This window comes from Kineococcus esterisolvens (assembly GCF_050871405.1).
Lineage (GTDB): Bacteria > Actinomycetota > Actinomycetes > Actinomycetales > Kineococcaceae > Kineococcus.
Genome location: NZ_JBJLRI010000006.1, coordinates 29,566 through 48,526 on the forward strand (window position 1 = coordinate 29,566; position 18,961 = coordinate 48,526).

An 18,961-nucleotide genomic window follows, 5' to 3' on the forward strand; every position below is an offset into this window, starting at 1 on the left:
GCGTCGTGGGAACCGCGCTGGACAAGGAGCCCCTCGCCCTGCTGCCGGAGATCTGCCTGCTCGTCGGCGCCCTGGCCGTCCTGCTCTCCGGTTCGTTCCTGCCGCGGCAGCGGCAGTGGATCGCCCGCCTCGTCGCCGTGACCGCACTGCTGGGCAGCGCCGCGGCGAGCGTCGTCGCCCTGACCGGTCCCGCGCACACGGTCTACGCGCACACGTACGCGGTGGACACCGCCGGCGGGGCCGCACGGCTGATCGTGGTGGCGGCGACCCTGCTGGTCGTCTGCCTGGGGGTGGACGAGCTCGCCGGCCACCAGCGCGAGAGCGAGACGTACGCCCTGCTGCTGCTGTCGGCTCTCGGTGCCGTCGTCGTGGCCGGGGCCAGCGACCTGCTCGTGCTGGCCGTGGCGTTCCTGCTGGCCTCGGTGCCCCTGTACGGCTTGATCGGCCTGGCACGCACCGGCGCAGCGGCCGAGGCGGTGGTGAAGGCCTACCTGATCGGTGCGCTGACGAACGTCCTCCTGCTGGTGGGGGTGGCGCTGCTGCACGCGGTGAGCGCGGCCACGACGTACGCCGAGCTGGCCACGCGCCTGGCCGGGGCGCCGACGGCGGTCCTCGCCCTGGGGGTGACGGGCGTGCTGGCCGGACTGCTGTTCAAGGCCGGCGGGGTCCCGGCCCACTTCTGGGTGCCCGACGCCGCGCAGGGCTCCTCGGCCACCGCGGCGGCGTTCTCGACCACCGTGCCGAAGGTCGGCGCCCTCGTGGCCGCCCACCGCTTCCTCGACGCGCTGCCCGGCGCCGGGTCCGGCGGTGTGGACTGGCCCCTGCTCGTGGCGGTCCTGGCGGTGCTGAGCATGACGCTGGGCAACCTCGCCGCCTACCGGCAGGACGACCCGCGGCGACTGCTGGGCTTCTCCACCGTGAGCCAGGTCGGTTACCTGCTGCTGCCCGTGGCGGTCGCCGGCCGCAGCGACCTGGCCCTGCCGTCGCTGCTGCTCTACCTCGCCGGGTACGCCGTCACCAACCTCGGCGCCTTCGCCGTGGTCGCTGCGCTGCCGCAGCGGCGCACCCTGGCCTCCTACCGCGGCCTGGCCCGCGAGCGCCCCGCGCTGGCGGCGGCCCTGCTCGTCTGCCTGCTCAGCCTGGTCGGCACCCCGCCCACGGCCGTCTTCGTCGGCAAGCTGACCACCTTCACCGCCGCCTGGGACGGCGGGGCGGCGTGGCTGGTCGTCGTGGCCGCGCTCAACACCGTCGCCAGCCTCTTCTACTACCTCCGCTGGCTCGCGCCCGTCTTCCGCGAGGACCCCGCCTCCGGCGGCCGGGACGGCGAGGGGCGCGGAACCGGCCGGCAGGCGGGGGACCCGTCCGCGCGGCGCCCCCGCGCCACGCTTGCGGCCGTCGGCGCCGCGGTCCTGGTCCTGCTGGCGGGTCTGGGCGCCGGCCCCCTCGGCGGCTGGTTCGACGGGGTCCTGGCCCGGTGAGGGGCGCGCCGGCCGCCACGGCGGTCCGGCGCCCCCGGGAACGACGCCCGACGGTCCTCAGCCGACCACGCGCCGGCTCAGCTGCGCCTCGGTGGCCGGCACGGCCCGCCCGCGCTGCCCCAGGGCGGCCACCAGCAGCTCGGCCGGGTCCGGGCGCACGTCGGCGCGCGCCTCCAGCCAGCCGCGCAGCCCGTCGGGGCGGTTGGTGATGACGCCGTCGACGCCGGCGTCGGTCAGGGCCCGCCACAGGACGGGCTCGTCGACCGTCCACGGCCACACGGCCAGGCCGGCGGCGTGCAGCTCGGCGACGGCGCCGGGCCGGGCGACGAGGGAGGCGACGCCGGGGTTGCAGGCGACGACACCGAGGTCGCGGCGCAGGGCGCGGCCCTGGGCGAGGGCGTCGGCGGCGGGCTCCTCCACCAGCACGGCGCGGCGCACCTCGGGGGCGACCTCCTGCACCCGCGCCAGGGTGCCCGTCTCGAAGCTCTGCACGACGACCTGGTCGACGGCACCGGCGCCGCGGACGTCGGCGAGGGCGGAGGTGACGTGCTCGGTGCTCCACTCCCCCTTCAGCTCCAGCAGCAGCTGGGCGCCGGGGTGGTCGGTGAGCAGGTCCAGCAGGTCCGCCAGCAGCGGCACCCGCTGCCCGCGGTAGGCGGGGGAGAACCACGAACCGGCGTCCAGGCGCGCGAGGTCGGCGGCACCGAGGTCCGCCACGCGCCCGCGACCGCCGGTGGTGGCGTCGACGTCGGCGTCGTGGATGAGGACGGCCGAGCCGTCGGCGGCGGGGTGGGCGTCGGTCTCCACGAGGTCCGCGCCGCAGCGCAGCGCGGCCTCGAACGCGGCGAGGGTGTTCTCGGGCGCGACCGCGGAGTAGCCGCGGTGCGCGATGACGAGGGGCGGGGCGAGCGGGTGGGCGCTGACCACGCCCCCACCCTGCCGGTCCACCGCGTCCGGCAGGTGGCCGCCGGGCGGAGAGTGCGTGACGAGTCCCTTGCCGTTGCCCACCGCGTCTCCCCCGCCCCGGGCGCCGGCGGGTGCCGCCGGCGCGTACCGCAGGGTTCTTCGGCACGGCGCGCCGTCCCCTGGAGCCGGGTGTGCGCCGCGGGTCAGGCGCCGGCGCCCTGCAGCCCCCGCCGGCGCAGCAGCGGCTCGATCGCCGCGTCCCGGCCGCGGAAGTCGCGGTACGCCTGCAGCGGGTCGACGCTGCCGCCGCGCGAGAGGAGGGTCCGGCGGAAGTGCTCGCCGTTCTCGCGGCGCAGCCCGCCGTTCTCGGCGAACCACTCCACGGCGTCGGCGTCCAGCACCTCGCTCCACACGTAGGAGTAGTAGGCCGCGGCGTACCCGCCGCCGAACACGTGGTGGAAGTAGGTGCTTCGGTAGCGCGGGGGCACCGCCTCCAGCGCCACCCCCGCCTCCGCCAGCGCCTCGGCCTCGAACCGCTCCACGTCCTCGGGCCGGGCGCCGTCCAGCGCACCGGCGGGCAGCCGGTGCCAGGCCAGGTCCAGCAGCGCGGCGGCCAGGTACTCCAGGGTGGCGAAGCCCTGCCCGTGCGCGCGGGCGGCGCGCAGGCCCTGCGCGGCGCCGTCGGGCAGCGGCTCACCGGTGACGTGGTGGCGGGCGTAGCGCTGCAGGACCTCGGGCTCGAAGCCCCAGAACTCGTTGACCTGGGAGGGGAACTCCACGAAGTCGCGCGGCACGTTCGTGCCGGAGAAGCGCGGGTAGTGCACGTCGGACAGCAGCCCGTGCAGGGTGTGGCCGAACTCGTGGAAGAGGGTCTCCACCTCGTCCACGGTCAGCAGCGTCGCCTCGCCCGGGGCCGGCCGGGCGACGTTGAGGCAGTTCACGACCACCGGTGCCGTGCCCAGCAGGCCCGACCGGTCGCTGAAGGAGCTCATCCACGCACCGCCCCGCTTGGACTCGCGGGCGTACGGGTCGAACAGGTACAGCCCGAACGGGCCGCCGGGGCCGGCGACCTCGAACACGCGGACCCCGTCGGCGTACACCGGCAGGTCGGCGCGCTCGGTGAAGCTCAGCCCGTACAGCGCCGACGCGGTGGCGAACACCCCGTCCACCAGGACCCGCTCCAGCTCGAACCAGGGGCGCAGCGCCTCGGTGTCCACCGCGAACCGCTCGCGCAGCAGCCGGCCCGCGCAGTACGACCAGTCCCACGCGCGCAGCGGCGGCGCCTCGCCGTCGGTCACGAGCAGCTCGGTCAGCTCCGCCTCCTCGGAGCGGGCGTTGGCGACGGCGGCCGGCGCCAGCCGGCGCAGCATCCCCACCACGGCCTCCACGTCGCCGGCGGTCTCGTCGGCCACGACCCAGGAGGCGTGGTCGGCGAAGCCGAGCAGCCGCGCCCGCTCGGCGCGCAGCGCGGCGATGCGCTGCAGCAGGGCGCGCGTGTCGTGCTCCCCGCCGCGGCCGCCGCGCGCGATCGAGGCGCGGTGCACGCGCTCGCGGGAGGTGCGGCGGCGCAGCGCCTCCAGGACGGGCTGGCCGGTGGGGAGCACCAGGGCGATGACGTACCCGTCCCGGCCGCGGGCCCGGGCGGCCTCGGCGGCGCGGGCCAGGTCGGCCGGCGCGAGCCCCTCGAGCTCCTCGGCGCGCTCGAAGTGCACGGCGAGGTCGTTGGTGTCGGCCAGCAGCTCCACGTCGAAGCGGGTCGTCAGCGCGGACAGCTCGGCGTTCAGCTCCCGCAGCCGCCGGGCACCGGCCTCGTCGAGCAGGGCGCCGGAGCGGGCGGCGTCGGAGTGCAGCCGCTCCAGCAGCCGCCGGGCCTCGGCGTCGAGGTCGGCGGGCGGGTCCTCGTGCAGCGCACGCACCCGCGCCACCACGCGCGGGTCCAGTCGCACGGCGTCGTGGTGGGCGGCCAGCTCCGGGGCGTACTCCTCCTGCACCGCGCGCAGGGCGTCGTCGGCGTCGGTGCCGGTGAGGTTCCAGAAGACGGCCTCGGCGCGCGCCAGGAGCCGCCCGCTGGACTCCAGCGCGTCCAGGAACGCCGCGGCGGGCAGCTCGGCGGCCAGCAGCTCGTCCAGCTCGGCGCGGTGGGCGGCCATCCCCGCGTCGAAGGCGGGCGCGAAGTGCCCGGTGCGCACCCGGTCGAAGGGCGGCAGCCCGAACGGCAGGTCGCTGGGTGCGGCGAAGGGGTTGTCCGCGGGCAGGCCGGCGCGTGGATCCATGGCGTGATCCTGCCGCAACCGCCCGTAGCGCATCGAGGAAGGTGAGGCAAACCATGCTCGCGAGTGGTCATCGACGGTTCACCCGGCCGCCACCTCCCGGTGACCTCTTCCGCCGTCCAGCATCCCTAGCGTCCACCGCGCACGACCGCCATCCGAGCGGTCGACGGCCGGGTGCCGCCCCGGCTGGACGCCCCGCCCGAGGAGATCCCCCCGTGACGACGGACGCCTGCCGCCCGACGCTGGAACTGCTGCCCTACGCCCCCGCCGGTCGCCGCAGCTCGATGACCTGCCACTACCGCTGCGCGACCTCGTGCGCGAAGCCCGTCCCCAACCGCACCGAGAACGCCTACTTCGGCGACGTCGTCCGCTCGGCCGTCTCGCGGCGCGGTGTCCTCGCCGGGCTCGTGGGCCTGGGCGTCGCCGGTGCCGCCGTGGCGCAGGCCCCGCAGGCCAGCGCCAGCGCCTTCGGCACCTCCGGCGACGTGAACCTGCTGGCCGACCCGTTCGACCCGGGCCACGCCGTGGACTTCGACGTCATCGCACCCGTCCCGGCGGACGTGGACTCCTTCGACGTGCCGGCCGGCTGGACCTGGGCGCCGCTGATCTCCTGGGGCGACCCGATCCTGCCCGGCGCACCGGACTTCGACTTCGAGAACCAGACCGCCGAGGCCCAGCTGGGCCAGTTCGGCTACAACAACGACTACACGACCATCGTCCCGATGCAGGACCCGAACCGGGCCCTGCTGGTGTGCAACAACGAGTACACCAACGAGGAACTGATGTTCCGCGACTGGACCGGCGCGGAGAACGCCACGGACGAGCAGCTGCTCATCTCGCTGGCCGCGCACGGCATGTCGGTCGTGGAGCTGCGTCGCGCCGACGAGAACTCCCCGTGGGCGTACGTGCGCGACTCGGAGTTCAACCGCCGTATCACGCCGATGACCCAGTTCGAGTTCACCGGCCCGGCCGCCGGCGCGAAGGCGCTGCGCACCAACTCCGACCCGTCCGGCCGCAAGCCGATCGGCACCTTCGGCAACTGCGCCGGCGGCACCACGCCGTGGGGCACGGTCCTGTCCGGCGAGGAGAACTTCAACGGCTACTTCTTCTCCGCCGAGGAGCCCGGCGGCGAGGGCCCCGGCGAGAGCGACCGCTACGGCGTGGTCGGCAGCAGCGGCCGCGGCTGGGAGCGCATCGAGGAGCGGTTCGGCTCCGTGGCCGAGCCCAACGAGCCCAACCGGTTCGGCTGGGTCGTCGAGGTGGACCCGCACGACCCGACCTCCACGCCCCGCAAGCACACCGCGATGGGGCGCATGAAGCACGAGGGCGCCACCATCTCCATCGCCGCCGACGGGCGCGCGGTGTCCTACATGGGCGACGACGAGCGCTTCGAGTACCTGTACAAGTTCATCTCCAAGCGCAAGTACCGCGAGGGCGACCGCAAGCACAACATGCGCCTGCTGGAGGACGGCGACCTGTACGTGGCCGTCTTCGAGGGCGACGGCATCGAGGACGAGCGCTACGACGGCCGCGGCCGCTGGGTGCAGCTGACCCGCGACGGCCGCTCCCTCGTGCCGGGCATGTCGGTCGACGAGGTGCTGATCAACGCGCGCGCCGCCGGTGACGCCGTGGGCGCCACGAAGATGGACCGCCCCGAGGACGTCGAGCGCAACCCCGTCAACGGCCGCGTGTACCTGGCGTGCACGAACAACACCCAGCGCGGCACCCTGTACAAGCCCGCCGTCGACGAGGCGAACCCCCGCCCCATCAACAAGGACGGGCACGTCATCGAGATCGTCGAGGCCCGCGACGACGCCGCGGCGACGGAGTTCTTCTGGAACCTCGTGCTCGTCTGCGGCGACCCGGAGGACCAGAGCACCTACTTCGGCGGTTTCGACCCCGCGCAGGTCTCGCCGATCTCCTGCCCCGACAACGTGGCGTTCGACAGCACGGGCAACCTGTGGATCTCCACGGACGGCAGCACGCTGGGCACCAACGACGGCCTGTTCGAGGTCGTCGTCGACGGCCCGAACCGCGGCCAGGTGCGGCAGTTCGCGTCCGTGCCGGTCGGCGCGGAGGCCTGCGGCCCGGTCATCGCCGAGGACGGCCGCACCGTGTTCCTGGCGGTGCAGCACCCCGGTGAGATCGATACCGCGACCATCGACGCGCCGGCGTCCACCTTCCCCTACGACGGCACCGGCCAGCCGCGCCCGTCGGTCTGCCAGATCTACCGCGCCTGATCGAGGCGGGACCGCCCGGGGGCGGTCGGGTGGGGCTTCGGCTCCCCCGGCCGCCCTCGGGCGTTCCAGGGGCCCGGGGCGTCAGGTGCCGGTGACGAGGGCGCGCAGCAGCCGGTCCAGCTCCGCGGCCGGGTCGGCGGTGAGCCCGCAGTGCACCGGCGAGGTCTGGACCACGGTGCTGCGCGGGGCCGTCAGCCAGCGGAAGCGGGCCCCGCGCGGCTCGGCCGCAGCGGCCCCGGCGGCGTGGTCGTCGGCGCACACCCGTTCCAGCGCTCCCAGGTGCCGGGCGACCGCGGCGGCGTCCACGTCCGGCGCCAGCGCCCGCAGGCGGGCGGCGTCCAGCGCCGTGCGGGCGGCCAGGTGCTCGCGCGCGCGGCACCACAGCACCACGCCGGCGTTGAGGAACTCCGCGCGCTCCACCCGCGGGACGACCCGCACGACGGCGTACTCGTAGACGTCCAGGCCCTCAGCCACGACGCGCCTCCCGCTGCACGGCGGCCAGCTCGCCCACCCAGGGCCGCGGCGGGGCGAGCCGGGCGGCGAACCACTCCAGGTAGGCCGCGCGCACCTCGTCCACGGAACCGAACCCCGGTTCGGCCTCCAGCCACACGTCCGGCACGTCGTCCACGGCGGCGCGCAGCACGTCCGGCGTCAGCGCCGCCGCGCAGGCGGCGTCCACGTCCGCCACGTCGGCCGCGGCCCGCAGCAGCAGGTGGTCCTCGGCGTGCCGCAGCGGCCGGGCCGCGCTCGCTGCGGCGCGCGCCCAGTCGTGGTGGAAGTACAGCGCTGCACCGTGGTCGATCAGCCACGGGCGCTCGCCCCACCACAGCGCGTTGGGGTTGCGCCAGGAACGGTCCACGTTGAGCACGAAGGCGTCGAACCACAGCACCCGCGACGCCCACGCCGGCTCCACCGGGTCCACGGCCGGGTCGAAGGAGAGCGCCCCGGGCAGGAAGTCCATGCCCAGGTTGACCCCCGGCGAGCGCAGCAGCAGGTCCTGCACCTCCTCGTCCGGCTCGCCGCGGCCGATGACGGGGTCCACCTCGACCGTCACCAGCTCCGGCACCTCCAGCTCGAGGGCCGCGGCCAGGCGGGCGGCGAGCACCTCGGCGACCAGGACCCGCCGGCCCTGCCCGGCGCCGGAGAACTTCACGACGTACGTGCCCAGGTCGTCGGCCTCGCACAGCCCCGGCATGCTGCCGCCCTCGCGCAGCGGCAGCACGTACCGGGTGGCGGTGACGGGACGCAGCACGGGGGCGAGTCTGCCAGGGTGCCGCCCGCCCCAGCGCGTCCCCAGGTGCTTCCCAGGTGGCGGGGGCAGGATCGGGGTGTGAGGAGCACGAACACCCCGCCGGAGGCCCGGCTGCTGGTCGTCGACGACGAGCCCAGCATCCGTGAGCTGCTCGCCACCAGCCTGCGCTTCGCGGGCTTCGAGGTGACCTCGGCCGCCGACGGCGCCCAGGCGCTGGAGCTGGCCGAGAAGGTGCGCCCGGACCTGGTGGTGCTGGACGTCATGCTGCCGGACCTGGACGGGTTCACCGTGACGCGCAAGCTGCGCGAGCGGGGCCGTCCGGTGCCGGTGCTGTTCCTGACCGCCCGGGACGACACCGCGGACAAGGTGAACGGCCTCACCGTCGGCGGCGACGACTACGTGACCAAGCCGTTCAGCCTGGAGGAGGTCGTGGCGCGCATCCGCGCGGTGCTGCGCCGCACCGGCGGTCCCAGCGGCACCGACTCCGGCCGGGTGGTCTTCCACGACCTGGAGCTGGACGAGGACTCCCACGAGGTGCGGCGCGCCGGCCGGCCCGTGGACCTGTCGCCCACCGAGTTCAAGCTGCTGCGCTACCTCATGCTGAACCCGAACCGGGTCCTGTCCAAGGCGCAGATCCTGGACCACGTGTGGGACTACGACTTCAACGGCGAGGCGGGCATCGTGGAGTCCTACATCTCCTACCTGCGCCGCAAGCTGGACACCGAGGGCCTGGTGCCGCTGATCCACACCAAGCGCGGCGTCGGCTACGTGCTGCGCGTGCCCTCGGACGCCGGGTGAGTCGGGCCTGGGCGGCGCCGGGCCGCTGGCGCGGGCGGGTGCGCGGCGCCGAGGAGCGGGTGCCGCTGCAGACGCGCCTGCTGGTCATCGCCGTGGCGCTTCTGCTGGTGGCGATGACCGTCTTCGGCGGCGTGTCGCTGACGCTGCTGCGCTCGAACCTGCTGCGGCAGGTGGACGAGGAGCTGAACGACCGGGGGCGCGTCGCGGTGGAGGTGTCCCTGTCGCACCTGGCCCAGGGCTACCCCAGCGACGCGGTGCCCTTCTCCTCCTTCTACGTGCTCCTGACCGACGTGGACGGCGGCACCCTGACCGAGCTGTGCCCGCCCGCGGACGGTTCGCGCGGCTGCACGGCGCGCCCGGACCTGCCGGAGCTGACGAGCGAGGTGGTCGCCGAGCGGGCGGGCACCGCCTTCACCGTCGGCGGCGAGGACGGCGGTGGTCAGTGGCGGGTGCTGCTCCTCACCTTCGACACCGTGCCCGTCAACGCGGCCGTGGCGCTGCCGCTGGCCGGCGTGCAGGAGACGCTCGCGCGCTACCGCACGGTCGCCCTGCTGGCGGGCACGTCGGTGCTGCTGCTGGGCACCGGCCTGGCCGCGGTGGTGATCCGCCGCTCCTTCCGGCCGCTGGACGGCATCGAGCGCACCGCCTCGGCCATCGCGGCCGGCGACCTGTCCAGGCGCGTGCGCAGCGCCCCGCCGACCACGGAGATCGGACGGCTGGCCGCGGCGCTGAACGCGATGCTCGCGCGGATCGAGGAGTCCTTCCGCGCCCAGCAGCGCTCCGAGGAGCAGATGCGCCGGTTCGTCGCCGACGCCAGCCACGAGCTGCGCACCCCGCTGGCGGCGATCCGCGGGTTCGCCGAGCTGTACCGGCAGGGCGCCGTGCGCGAACCGCAGGACGTGGCGCACGTCATGGGCCGCATCGAGGGCGAGTCGACCCGCCTGGGGCGGCTGGTGGAGGACCTGCTGGCGCTGGCCCGCCTGGACGAGGCGCAGCGTCGGCGCGCGCAGCAGCGCGAGCCGGTGGACCTGGTCGTGGTGGCCTCCGACGCGGTGCACGACGCGCGGGCGCTGGACCCGCAGCGCCCGGTGCGGCTGGTGGGGCTGCGGGAGGACGCCGGGCCGTCGTCGGCGGTCGTGCTGGCCGACGAGGCGGGACTGCGGCAGGTGGTGACGAACCTCCTGGCCAACGCGCTGCACCACACACCCGCCGGCGCGCCCGTGGAGGTCGCGGTCGGCCGGGTGGCGGGCCCGTCGGGACCGGAGTCGGTGCTGGAGGTGCGCGACCACGGCCCCGGCCTGGAACCGGAGCAGGCCGAGAAGGTGTTCGAGCGGTTCTACCGGGTCGACGCCTCCCGCCGGCGCGGCACCGGGGGCGGCTCGGGGCTGGGGCTGGCGATCGTGGCGAGCATCGTGCAGGGCCACGACGGCACGGTGGCGGTGACGCCCACCCCGGGCGGCGGTGCGACCTTCCGGGTGCGGTTCCGGGCTGCCCCGGCACCGCTGCCCGGCACCCCGGGGGACGCCGTCGACGACCCGGGCGACGACGTGGACGACGACGTGGACGGCGGCACGGGCGGCCGGGGGCCGGCCGGACCGCCCCGGGCGTCGCGGATTCACAGCTGACGTCCAGCCGGTTCCGGGAGGTCCTGCAGGTGCGGGGCCGTCAATGGGGGGGACGAGGGGCGCAGCGCCCCCGCCCCCGCCCCCCGCACACCAGAGGTGAACGAGGATGAACCGCCCCGACGACCAGCTCAGCACCACCGACGGCAGCTACGCGTCGTCCGGCGGCCCCACGGGCACCGGCACCGCGGTCACGTCCCGCTGGCACGGCGCCGGCCAGGGCGATCAGCCCACCGGGGACCACCCGGACAGCCACCCGGCCGCCTACCGGGGCGGGTACCAGGGCGGGTACCCGACCCAGCCGCTGCACGGCGGCCACGACCAGCACGGCGGGTACGCCGCGCCGCAGCACGACCCCTGGGCGACGCCCGGTGGACCCACGCCGCCCGGCGGCGACGGCTCCGGGGGCGGGGGCGGGGGCGGCGGTCGCGGTCCGCGGCGCCGGCCCGGCTGGGCGGGCGTGGCGGGCGTGGCGATCGCCGGCGCGGTGGCCGCCAGCGCGCTGACCGCCGGCCTGCTCGGCGCCTTCGGGCAGGACGCGAGCAGCACGGGCTCCTCGGCGGCCTCCGCCTCCGGCGCCACGATCCAGGGCGTCAGCGAGACGACCGTCAACTGGCAGGCCGTGGTGGACTCGGTCTCCCCGAGCGTGGTCGCCGTGTCCGTCTCCTCCTCGACGGCCTCGGGCGTGGGCTCAGGCATCGTCTACGACGCGCAGGGCCACGTCGTGACCAACAACCACGTCGTCAGCGGCGCGGGGTCGAACGCGCAGATCGTGGTCACCCTCAGCGACGGGCGCCAGTACCAGGCGACGGTCGTGGGCACGGACCCGGCGACCGACCTGGCCGTCCTGCAGCTGCAGGACCCGCCCGCGGACCTGCGCCCGGCGACGTTCGCCGACTCCGACGAGGTCGTGCCGGGCCAGGCGGTCATGGCGCTGGGCAACCCGCTGGGCCTGGCCGGCAGCGCCACCACGGGCATCGTCTCGGCCGTGGACCGGCCGGTGCTGACCACCGCGGAGACCGAGAGCCAGCAGAGCCCCTTCGGCAGCCCGTACGGCCAGCAGACCTCCGAGACGGTCGCGACGAACGCCATCCAGACCGACGCGGCGATCAACCCGGGCAACTCCGGCGGCGCGCTGCTGGACTCCAGCGGCCGCGTCATCGGGGTGAACTCGTCGATCGCGTCGCTGAGCTCGTCGGCGTCCTCGCAGTCCGGCAGCATCGGGCTGGGCTTCGCGATCCCCTCCAACGAGGTGGCGATGATCGCCGACCAGCTCGTGGAGGACGGCACCGCCGAGCACGCCTGGCTGGGCGTGAGCCTGACGCAGGAGGACCCGACGGTCACCGCGGGCGGGCAGACCCGCACCGGCACCCAGGTCGCCGCGGTGAGCGAGGGCACCCCGGCCGCGGAGGCGGGGGTGCAGGTCGGCGACGTCATCACCGCCGTGGACGGCTCGTACACCGCCGGCTACGAGGCCCTGACGGCGGCGATCCGCGAGAAGGCGGTCGGCAGCGAGGTCGAGCTGACGGTCGTGCGCGACGGCCGCGAGGAGACGCTGACCGCGACGCTCACCGCGCGCCCGGAGAGCTGAGCACCCGCCGTCCCGCACCGGGGCCCGGCCGCACCCGCGGCCGGGCCCCGGTGCCTGCGGGGCCGTCAGCGCACCGGGGACTCGTGCACCAGGTGCTCGCGGGCCAGCGGCCACCACCAGGCGCCGGTGACGGCGGGGTCGCCCAGCGGCGCGGTGCGCGCGCCGGGACCGGCGCCGGGTGCCTCACCGGGGGCGGACAGCAGCACGGGGTCGTGCAGCACCGCGGTGCCGTCGGCCCCGCGCCGCCAGGTGCGGCGGAAGCCGAGGACGGGGCGCGGCGCACCACCCGGCTCACCGGGCGGTGCGAGCGGCAGCCGGCCGGCGGCGGTCAGCAGCACCCCGGCGGCGGTGACCGACAGCAGGTGGCCGGTGCCGTGCGGGGCGGGTACCCGGGGGGCGCGCACGACGTCGACGCGCGTGCCGGCGACGTCGGTGGTGGCCAGGACCTTCTCCCCGCGCCGCTTGGGGGTGCGCAGGCCGGCCGCGCGCACGCGGCGCAGGAGCTCGCGGGTGCCGACGGGCTCGGCGCCCTGCGCGACGGCGCGCTCGACGAGCTCGGCCGGCACGTCGTAGTGGTCGCCCTCGAAGGCGCCGCGCGGTACGCCGAGGCCGGCGGCGAAGGCGTGCAACTCCGCCAGGGAGCGGTCGCTGGCCAGGTGGGCCCACCACCGGCCGTGGGCGGGGTAGCGGGCGGCGTCGACGAGGACGGTCACCGCGGGATCCACCGGCGCCCGCGGCACCGGGGTGCGCACCCGGGTGTGGACGACGTGGGCACCGGGCTCCTCGCGCCGCCTAGCGTCGGTGTCCGGCGGGGAGGGACGGCTCTCCCCCACGCGGCGCGGGACGTCCCGCGCGGAGGAGGATCCCATGAGCAGGTTCGAGGTCGACAGCGCGCGCGTGGAGCAGGCGAGCGCGGCGGTCTCCGCCTCGGCGGCGAACCTGGCCGGCGAGGTGGACGGCATGATGCGGCACCTGCTGGACCTGGAGTCGTGCTGGAAGGGGCAGGCGGCCGCGGGCTTCCAGGCGCTGAGCGCCCAGTGGCGAGGCACCCAGGACCGGGTCCGCGCCTCGCTGGAGGAGATCCAGCGGGCGCTGGCCCAGGCGGGCCGTCAGTACGCCGACGTGGAGGCGGCCAACGCGCGGATGTTCGCGGGCTGAGCGGCCGCCCGTGCGCTCGCCGGAGACGGCAGGAGGGGCCGGTCGCCGCTCAGCTGGCGGTCCGGCCCCTCCTGGGTGATCATCAGGCGGCGCGCTGCAGCGGGGCCGGGCGCGACGCCGCGCTCGACGTGATCCACCGCATCTCCAGGTGCGGACGCCCCTTCGCGTCGCGCACGGTCACCCACTGGGCCTGCGGGCCGCGGGAAGCTCCCACCTTCTTGGCCTGGATGTCGTTCATGTGGCACCTCCCGTTCATCTTGCGTTCACCTGAACCTACGCCCTCCATCGGCCAAAATCCAGTCAGAAACGAGTCAGGATCGCGCCGATCAACGAATCGTGATGCTCTCGTTACCGGCAGTCATCGCGCGGGCCCTCAGCGCGAAACCGGAGGTGCCGAGCCCGTGCGGGCCCGGCGCTTAGGGTGAGGCCGTGACGAGCGTCGACCTTGGTCTCCCCGCCGTGCGGCCCGCGGAGCGGGAGCGGGGAGCCGTCGACGCCGCGGACGAGCGCTTCCGCAGCGGCCCCCTGCGCGACCGGCACGGGCGCACCGCGCGCGACCTGCGCGTCTCGCTGACCGACCGCTGCAACCTGCGCTGCCACTACTGCATGCCTCCCGAGGGCCTGCCGTGGCTGGAGCGGCCCGCGGTGCTCGAGGACGCCGAGGTCGTCCGGCTGGTCACCCTGGCCGTGCGTGAGCTCGGCGTGCACGAGGTCCGCTTCACCGGCGGCGAGCCCCTGCTGCGCCGCGGCCTGGAGGACGTCGTGGCCGCCACCGCAGCGCTGCGCACCCCCGCGGGCGAGCGCGTGCGCACCTCCCTGACCACGAACGGCGTCGGGCTGGCCCGCCGCGCGGCCGGGCTGGCCGCCGCCGGCCTGGACCGCGTCAACGTCTCCCTGGACACCCTGCGCCCGGAGCGCTTCGCCGCCATCACCCGCCGCGACCGCCACGCCGACGTGCTCGCCGGCGCCCGGGCGGCCGCCGACGCCGGCCTGGCTCCCGTCAAGGTCAACGCGGTGCTCCTGCGCGGCACCAACGACGACGAGGCCGTGCCCCTCCTGCGCTGGGCGCTGCGCGAGGGCTACCGGCTGCGGTTCATCGAGCAGATGCCGCTGGACCCGCACGGCACCTGGCAGCGCAGCGACATGGTCACCGCCGACGAGATCCTCACCGCGCTGCGCGCCGGGTTCGAGCTGACCCCCCGCCCGGGCTCCGCCCGCGGGTCCGCCCCCGCCGAGACGTGGGACGTCACCGACGCCGACGGCCGCACCGGCGACGTCGGGGTCATCGCCTCGGTGACCCGCCCGTTCTGCGGCGACTGCGACCGCACCCGCCTCACCGCCGACGGCCAGGTGCGCACCTGCCTGTTCTCCACCACCGAGACCGACCTGCGCGACGCGATGCGCGCCGGGGCGAGCGACGGCGAGCTGGCCGCGACCTGGCGCGCGGCGATGTGGGGCAAGCTCCCCGGCCACGACGTCGACGACCCCGCGTTCCTGCACCCCACCCGCCCCATGAGCTCGATCGGAGGCTGAGCGTTGACCCAGCGGACGACCAGCACCACCGTCGGCGTGCGCTACTTCGCCGGTGCCGCGGCAGCGGCCGGTGTGGAGGAGGAGAGCGTCGAGCTGCCCCCCGGTGCCACCGTCGCCGACCTCGCCGCCGCCGTGGGCGGCGCCCGCGGCGCCGACCTGACCCGCGTGCTGACCGCGTGCAGCTTCCTGCTCGACGGCGTGACCGCCGAGCGCACCGACCCGCTGCCGGCAGGCGCCGTCGTCGACGTCCTGCCGCCCTTCGCCGGCGGCTGAGCGGCGGCCGCGGCCACCCACCCCGCCCGAGGCGGCGCGGCGGGCGGTTCAGGCCGCGAACGGTGCCGGGTCGAAGGTGCCGTTGCGCTCGCGGAAGGCCGTGGCGGTGTCCGGCCACAGCAGCGTGAGCCGGCCGCTGCGCGGGTCCACGTACCAGTTGGAGCAGCCCCCGCGCAGCCACACCGTGCCGGCCGCCGCCTCGTCCAGCCGGCGCGTGTAGCGCCGCTGCGCCTCGGCGGTGACCTCCAGCGGCCCGGGCGCGCCGGCCAGGTGGTCCAGCGCCCCCAGCAGGTAGCCCAGCTGGCTCTCGATGACGTGGACGGCGGAGTTGTGCCCGAGCGTGGCGTTCGGGCCGTCCAGCACGAACATGTTGGGGAAGCCGTGCACCACGGTGGAGGCGTGCGAGACCATCCCCGCCGACCACGCGGCGGCCAGGGTCCCGCACCGGCCGGTGACGAGCTCGGCGTACGGCTGGGCCGCGGTGGCGAAACCCGTCGCCAGCACCAGGGCGTCCAGCTCCGCGCGGGTGCCGTCGGCGGCCACCGCCGTGCGTCCCTCCAGGCGCCGCAGCGCCGAGGGCACCCAGCGCACCCCGGGCCGCTGCAGCGCCGGGTAGAAATCGTCGGACAGCAGCACCCGCTTGCAGCCCACCTCGTAGTCCGGCGTCAGCGCCGCGCGCAGCGCGGGGTCGGCCACCTGGGCCGCCAGGTGCTCCAGCGCCCGCCCGCGCAGCCGCGCCAGCTCCCCCGGTTCGCGGTGCCGGGCCGCGATGCCCGTCTCCATCCGCGCGAACACCTCCTCGCGCAGGCGACGCACCGCACCCGGGTCGGCGGCGAAGGCGGCCCGCTCGGCGGGCGAGTACGCCCGGTCCCCGCGCGGCACCACCCACGGGGCGCTGCGCGCGAACACCGTCAGCCGCGCCGCCCGGCGAGCCAGCTCGGGCACCACCTGGACCGCGCTGGCGCCGGCACCGACCACGCCCACGCGCGCGCCGTCCCAGCCGGCGTCCTCGCGCCAGCGCGCGGAGTGCACCACCGGCCCGTCGAAGGAGCCCAGCCCCGCCACCTCGGGCAGGCGCGGCTCGGTGAGGCGCCCGGCGGCCAGGACCAGCACGCGGGCGCGGAACCGCCCGCCCGCGGTGCCCACGTCCCAGCGCTGCGCCGCGGCGTCCCAGCGGGCCGAGCGCACCGGCGTGTCCAGCCGCACCCTGTCGGCGACCTCGGCGGCGACGGAGCGGAGGTAGGCGTGGATCTCCGCACCGGGGGCGAACACCCGCGACCAGGACGGGTTGAGGGCGAAGGAGAAGGAGTACAGGTGGGCGGGCACGTCGCACGCCACGCCGGGGTAGGTGTTGTCGCGCCAGGTGCCGCCCACGTCGCCGGCGCGCTCCAGGACCACGAACGACTCCCGGCCGCGCCGCGCCAGCTGCACGGCGGCGCCGATGCCGGCGAACCCCGCGCCCACCACGACGACGTCGACCTCCTGCGCGCCGCCCACCCGCGCACCGCTCACGCCGGCCTCCACGCCGCCGCTCACGCCGGGACGGTCGACGGCTCCGGCGGGCCGGCCGGGTCGCCGTAGCGGGTGGTGCGCCGGCGCACCCCGCGCCCCAGCACCGCGGCGAGGCGCTCCACGTCCGCGCGGGTCATCGTCAGCCCCTGCTCCTGCCCGGCGGCCGGGTCCAGGTCGCCGTCCAGCAGCAGCCCGCCCAGGTCGTCGGCGCCCCCGGCCAGCAGCTGCAGCACCAGCGCCTCGGGCAGCTTCGGCCAGGGCGCCTGCACGTGGTCGATCCGCCCGGCCAGCAGCAGCCGCGCCACCGCCGTCACGGCGCGCACCTCCCGCGCGTCCGGCCCGGGCCGGCAGCCCGCCGGCAGCGCCGCACCCGGCGGCGGCACGAACGGCATGGGGATGAACTCGGTGAACCCGCCGGTGCGCTCCGCGATCGAGGCCAGCAGCCGCAGGTGCGCCACCTGCTGCGCGGGGGTCTCCACGTGCCCGTGGACCATCGTCGCCGTGGACGTCAGGCCCACCTCGTGGGCGGTGCTGATCAGCTCCACCCACCGGGCCACGGGGAGGTCGGGTCCCCCGGCCAGGCGCTCGCGCACGCCGTCGTCCAGGATCCGCGCGGCCGTGCCCGGCACCGACCCCAGCCCGGCCTCCCGGGCGGCGAGCAGGAACTCGCGCGGCGAGCTGCCGCGACGCTCGGCGGCGTCGGCCACCTCCGCGGGCCGGAAGGCGTGCAGGTGGATCCCCGGCGCCCCGGCGGCCACGTCTCGCACCAGGTCCAGGTAGCCGTCGGCGGGGGCACCAGGCGGCAGCGGGCCCTGCACGCACACCTCGGTGGCGCCCAGGCGCTGCGCCTCGGCGGCCAGCTCCCGCACCCGCGCGCGGGCCTGCGGGGTGCCGGCCCCCACCCGCCCGGTGTCGAGGTTGCGGTTGACGACGAACGTGACCGCGTCACCGGCGCGCTGCGCCCGCACGGCGTCGGCGATCGAGCACAGCTCCCGCAAGGCGTCGCCGTCGGCACCCAGCAGCGCCTCGGCGTGCGCGTCGGTCAGGCGCGCGGGATCGGAGGCGGCGGTGCGCAGCGCGGCGCGCAGGTCGGCGGTGGGCACGCGGCGAGGCTAACCCGGCGGGCGCGCGCGGGCGCCGCGGGCCGTCAGGGGCAGTCGACCCACTCGGAGGTGCCGTCGGTGAAGCGCTGGTGCTTCCAGACCGGCAGCTGCGCCTTCACCTCGTCCACGAGGCGCGCGCAGGCGGTGAACGCCTCGGCGCGGTGCGCGGCCGAGACCGCGACCGCGAGCGCGACCTCGCCGACGGCCAGGTCCCCCAGGCGGTGGCTGACGGCCACGGCGTCCACGTCGGCGCCGGCCGCCACCTCGGCGACCACCCGGGCGAGCACGGCGCCGGCGCTGGGGTGGCCCACGTAGCGCAGGTCCCCCACCCCGCGGCCGCCGTCGTGGTCGCGCACGACCCCCGCGAACGTCACCACGGCCCCGGCGGCGGCGGCCGTCACCAGGGCCGCGTGCTCGGCGACGTCCAGGACGTCCTCGGTGACCGCCGCGCGGGCCACCCGCCGGGCGGGCGCGTCGAGGCGGGAGGTGTCGGGTGCGGTCGCCACGGGGCCAGCGTAGGGGCGGGGGCCCGGGCGCGGTGCGGTGCGCCGTGGGGGAGACTCCCTGCGTGGTGGAGTCCGGGACCTGGCGGGTCGTCGTCCCCGTCAAGGGCGGTGGTGACGCCAAGACGCGGCTGGCGCTGCCCCCGGGGCCGCGCCTCGCCCTGGCCACCGCGATGGCGCTGGACTGCCTGGAGGCCGTGCTGCGCTGCGGCGCGGTCGAGCAGGTCGTGTGCGTCAGCGACGACGAGCGGGTGCGCACCGCCGCCGCCGGGCTGGGTGCCCGGGCGGTGCCCGCGGGCGGTCCCGGCCTGGCGCGCGCGGTGGACGCCGGGCTGGCGGCCCTGCCGCCCGGCCCCACCGCCGTGCTCGTGGCGGACCTGCCCGCGCTGCGCCCGGAGGACCTGGGCGCGGCCCTGGCCGCCGCTGCCGCGCGCCCCGGGCCGGTCCTGGTGCCCGACGCCGACGGTGACGGCAGCGTGCTGGTCGCCGACCGCGACGGGGTGCCGCCGCACCGCTTCGGCCGGGCCTCGGCCGCCGCGCACCGCACCGCCGGGGCGCGGGAGCTGACCGGGGCCCTGCCCTCCCTGCGCCGCGACGTGGACACCCTGGACGCCCTGCGCGAGGCCACGGCCCTGGGCGTGGGCCCGCGCACGGCGGCGGCCCTGGGCGAGATGGTGCTCACCTCGCCGTGCACCCCGTGAACGCCCGTCCCCGGCCCCTCG

General features: G+C 76.7%; 18 protein-coding genes. 9 read left to right on the top strand and 9 right to left on the bottom strand.

All coding sequences use genetic code 11. The annotated features are described in order from the left end of the window. Nucleotides 1–5: 5 nt before the first annotated feature. Nucleotides 6–1,478, top strand: coding sequence for an NADH-quinone oxidoreductase subunit N (locus ACRYR8_RS03855; RefSeq protein ID WP_432482756.1), 1,473 nt, complete (start codon nt 6–8; stop codon nt 1,476–1,478). 57 nt (nt 1,479–1,535) lie between these two features. Here ACRYR8_RS03855 and ACRYR8_RS03860 read toward each other — a convergent pair whose 3' ends face one another. Both ACRYR8_RS03860 and ACRYR8_RS03865 read right to left on the bottom strand, forming a co-directional pair. Further along, entirely contained in the window at nt 1,536–2,486 is a 951-nt protein-coding gene (locus ACRYR8_RS03860) for a glycerophosphodiester phosphodiesterase (RefSeq protein ID WP_432482757.1), read from the bottom strand. Between the two features lie 101 nt (nt 2,487–2,587). Beyond that, entirely contained in the window at nt 2,588–4,657 is a 2,070-nt protein-coding gene (locus ACRYR8_RS03865; protein ID WP_432482758.1) for a M3 family metallopeptidase, read from the bottom strand. A 281-nt stretch (nt 4,658–4,938) separates the two neighbouring features. On the opposite strand from ACRYR8_RS03865, the gene ACRYR8_RS03870 reads away from it, so the two are divergent. Further along, complete coding sequence (locus ACRYR8_RS03870) at nt 4,939–6,894, top strand: PhoX family protein (protein WP_432482824.1); 1,956 nt, start codon at nt 4,939–4,941, stop codon at nt 6,892–6,894. Nucleotides 6,895–6,975: 81 nt separating this feature from the next. Here ACRYR8_RS03870 and ACRYR8_RS03875 read toward each other — a convergent pair whose 3' ends face one another. Both ACRYR8_RS03875 and ACRYR8_RS03880 read right to left on the bottom strand, forming a co-directional pair. Then, a complete protein-coding gene (locus tag ACRYR8_RS03875; protein WP_432482759.1) occupies nt 6,976–7,368 on the bottom strand; it encodes a DUF3037 domain-containing protein in 393 nt (130 codons plus the stop codon). After that, complete coding sequence (locus tag ACRYR8_RS03880; RefSeq protein WP_432482760.1) at nt 7,361–8,146, bottom strand: HipA family kinase; 786 nt, start codon at nt 8,144–8,146, stop codon at nt 7,361–7,363. Before ACRYR8_RS03880 ends, ACRYR8_RS03875 begins: the two co-directional genes overlap by 8 nt. Nucleotides 8,147–8,224: 78 nt before the next feature. Here ACRYR8_RS03880 and ACRYR8_RS03885 point away from each other — a divergent pair, with 78 nt between their 5' ends. The 3 genes from ACRYR8_RS03885 (at nt 8,225) to ACRYR8_RS03895 (ending at nt 12,157) form a co-directional block, all read left to right on the top strand. Next, a complete protein-coding gene (locus ACRYR8_RS03885; protein ID WP_432482761.1) occupies nt 8,225–8,944 on the top strand; it encodes a response regulator transcription factor in 720 nt (239 codons plus the stop codon). Then, nucleotides 8,941–10,569, top strand: a complete 1,629-nt coding sequence (locus tag ACRYR8_RS03890; RefSeq protein WP_432482762.1) for a sensor histidine kinase — start codon at nt 8,941–8,943, stop codon at nt 10,567–10,569. The genes ACRYR8_RS03885 and ACRYR8_RS03890 overlap by 4 nt, the downstream gene beginning before the upstream one ends. Nucleotides 10,570–10,675: 106 nt before the next feature. After that, the gene (locus tag ACRYR8_RS03895) at nt 10,676–12,157 is read left to right on the top strand and encodes a S1C family serine protease (RefSeq protein WP_432482763.1); all 1,482 of its coding nucleotides are present in this window, start codon (nt 10,676–10,678) and stop codon (nt 12,155–12,157) included. Nucleotides 12,158–12,222: 65 nt separating this feature from the next. Here the strand turns inward: ACRYR8_RS03895 and ACRYR8_RS03900 are convergent, their stop codons facing one another. Next, nucleotides 12,223–12,870, bottom strand: a complete 648-nt coding sequence (locus ACRYR8_RS03900) for a DUF4031 domain-containing protein (RefSeq protein ID WP_432482764.1) — start codon at nt 12,868–12,870, stop codon at nt 12,223–12,225. Between the two features lie 154 nt (nt 12,871–13,024). Here ACRYR8_RS03900 and ACRYR8_RS03905 point away from each other — a divergent pair, with 154 nt between their 5' ends. Then, nucleotides 13,025–13,315, top strand: coding sequence for a WXG100 family type VII secretion target (locus ACRYR8_RS03905; protein WP_432482765.1), 291 nt, complete (start codon nt 13,025–13,027; stop codon nt 13,313–13,315). Between the two features lie 82 nt (nt 13,316–13,397). On the opposite strand, the gene ACRYR8_RS03910 is transcribed toward ACRYR8_RS03905, so the two are convergent. Next, the gene (locus ACRYR8_RS03910) at nt 13,398–13,553 is read right to left on the bottom strand and encodes a hypothetical protein (RefSeq protein WP_432482766.1); all 156 of its coding nucleotides are present in this window, start codon (nt 13,551–13,553) and stop codon (nt 13,398–13,400) included. 191 nt (nt 13,554–13,744) lie between these two features. On the opposite strand from ACRYR8_RS03910, the gene moaA reads away from it, so the two are divergent. Next, a complete protein-coding gene (moaA, locus tag ACRYR8_RS03915) occupies nt 13,745–14,848 on the top strand; it encodes a GTP 3',8-cyclase MoaA (RefSeq protein ID WP_432482767.1) in 1,104 nt (367 codons plus the stop codon). Nucleotides 14,849–14,851: 3 nt separating this feature from the next. Then, nucleotides 14,852–15,121, top strand: coding sequence for a MoaD/ThiS family protein (locus ACRYR8_RS03920; RefSeq protein WP_432482768.1), 270 nt, complete (start codon nt 14,852–14,854; stop codon nt 15,119–15,121). Nucleotides 15,122–15,169: 48 nt separating this feature from the next. On the opposite strand, the gene ACRYR8_RS03925 is transcribed toward ACRYR8_RS03920, so the two are convergent. Genes ACRYR8_RS03925 through ACRYR8_RS03935 form a run of 3 tightly spaced genes read right to left on the bottom strand, consistent with a single transcriptional unit; the run spans nt 15,170 to nt 18,242 of the window. Continuing rightward, on the bottom strand, nt 15,170–16,657 hold the full coding sequence (locus ACRYR8_RS03925; RefSeq protein WP_432482769.1) for a flavin-containing monooxygenase: 1,488 nt from the start codon (nt 16,655–16,657) through the stop codon (nt 15,170–15,172). After that, nucleotides 16,654–17,736 carry an FO synthase gene (locus tag ACRYR8_RS03930; protein ID WP_432482770.1) on the bottom strand — a complete coding sequence of 361 codons (1,083 nt, stop codon included), beginning with the start codon at nt 17,734–17,736 and terminating at the stop codon, nt 16,654–16,656. The genes ACRYR8_RS03925 and ACRYR8_RS03930 overlap by 4 nt, the downstream gene beginning before the upstream one ends. A gap of 44 nt (nt 17,737–17,780) precedes the next feature. Further along, nucleotides 17,781–18,242 (bottom strand): molybdenum cofactor biosynthesis protein MoaE, encoded by a 462-nt coding sequence (locus ACRYR8_RS03935; RefSeq protein ID WP_432482771.1) that lies wholly within the window; start codon nt 18,240–18,242, stop codon nt 17,781–17,783. Nucleotides 18,243–18,304: 62 nt separating this feature from the next. Here ACRYR8_RS03935 and cofC point away from each other — a divergent pair, with 62 nt between their 5' ends. Then, complete coding sequence (gene cofC / locus ACRYR8_RS03940) at nt 18,305–18,940, top strand: 2-phospho-L-lactate guanylyltransferase (RefSeq protein WP_432482772.1); 636 nt, start codon at nt 18,305–18,307, stop codon at nt 18,938–18,940. Nucleotides 18,941–18,961: the final 21 nt, after the last annotated feature.

What these genes read in the sequence shown, in the direction of transcription:
- ACRYR8_RS03865 (WP_432482758.1), bottom strand. Translation starts at nt 4,657, where the DNA reads ATGGATCCACGCGCCGGCCTGCCCGCGGACAACCCCTTCGCCGCACCC.
- ACRYR8_RS03870 (WP_432482824.1), top strand. Translation starts at nt 4,939, where the DNA reads ATGACCTGCCACTACCGCTGCGCGACCTCGTGCGCGAAGCCCGTCCCC.
- ACRYR8_RS03895 (WP_432482763.1), top strand. Translation starts at nt 10,676, where the DNA reads ATGAACCGCCCCGACGACCAGCTCAGCACCACCGACGGCAGCTACGCG.
- ACRYR8_RS03905 (WP_432482765.1), top strand. Translation starts at nt 13,025, where the DNA reads ATGAGCAGGTTCGAGGTCGACAGCGCGCGCGTGGAGCAGGCGAGCGCG.
- ACRYR8_RS03910 (WP_432482766.1), bottom strand. Translation starts at nt 13,553, where the DNA reads ATGAACGACATCCAGGCCAAGAAGGTGGGAGCTTCCCGCGGCCCGCAG.